Origin of the sequence: Streptomyces zingiberis (assembly GCF_012034935.1) — a bacterium.
Taxonomy (GTDB): domain Bacteria; phylum Actinomycetota; class Actinomycetes; order Streptomycetales; family Streptomycetaceae; genus Streptomyces; species Streptomyces zingiberis.
The window spans coordinates 1-752 of the sequence record NZ_JAATEN010000058.1 but is presented as its reverse complement, the minus strand read 5'-3'; the positions used below and the strand labels follow the sequence as shown (position 1 = coordinate 752).

The 752-nt window shown below is 71.3% G+C and carries 1 protein-coding gene; it reads left to right on the top strand.

The window, feature by feature from the left end:
- Nucleotides 1-752, top strand: a 752-nt coding sequence (locus tag HCK00_RS26670; protein WP_168104610.1) for a hypothetical protein, incomplete at both ends; no start/stop codon positions are given.

The following is a 752-nucleotide window of genomic DNA, read 5'->3' as shown; positions in this document are numbered from 1 at the left end:
TCTACGACTTCGACCTGGACGCGTATCTGCCGACCATGGTCGACCGGGATGAGGACGCCTGGCGCGGGGACTGGGTGCCCTTCGACCCGCCCGCGGGCCCCATCACGCCGTACCAGGACCGCCAGTGGACGGCGCTGGACGGCACGACGTTCAGCGACAGCGCCGTCGACACCCATCCGGTGGTCACCCGCGGCCGCCGGTTCGGGCGCATGTCGATGGGCGACCACCTCGCAGCCCGGGCGGAGGCCCTGCGGAACTGGTTCGACATCCCGACGCTGTTGCACGAGGTGCCGACCACCGAGGACGATGTGGAGGTCTCCTCGGAGCCGTTCACCGCCGACTCCGCCGTGTATCTCTTCTACAGTCACGGCGGGCCGGGCAAGCTCGGTCTCAAGCTCCACGGGAAGCGGTCGGTGTGGCTGGACGAGGAGCAGGGCGGGCGGTACATCGGCGGGCTGCGCGAGGTGCGCGAGGCGCCCGCGGGTCACCGCATCTCCCTGGAGATCTGCTACGGGGCCTCGCCCGGTGACCTCACCCGCATCCAGCAGCAGCACCTCCCCGTGCCCCGGGTGGACGACCCGCTGGAGCACGTCTCCCTCGCCCAGCACGTCGCCAACGTCAGCGGCCGGGAGACCGAGGCCTTCAACACGACCACGGCGACGCGGGGCACCAGTTCCCGGGCGGACTCCCATGTGCTGATGGACACGCCTGGTGGTGTGGCCGGGCGCGCGGTCCGTTTCCTGCCCGAGCCC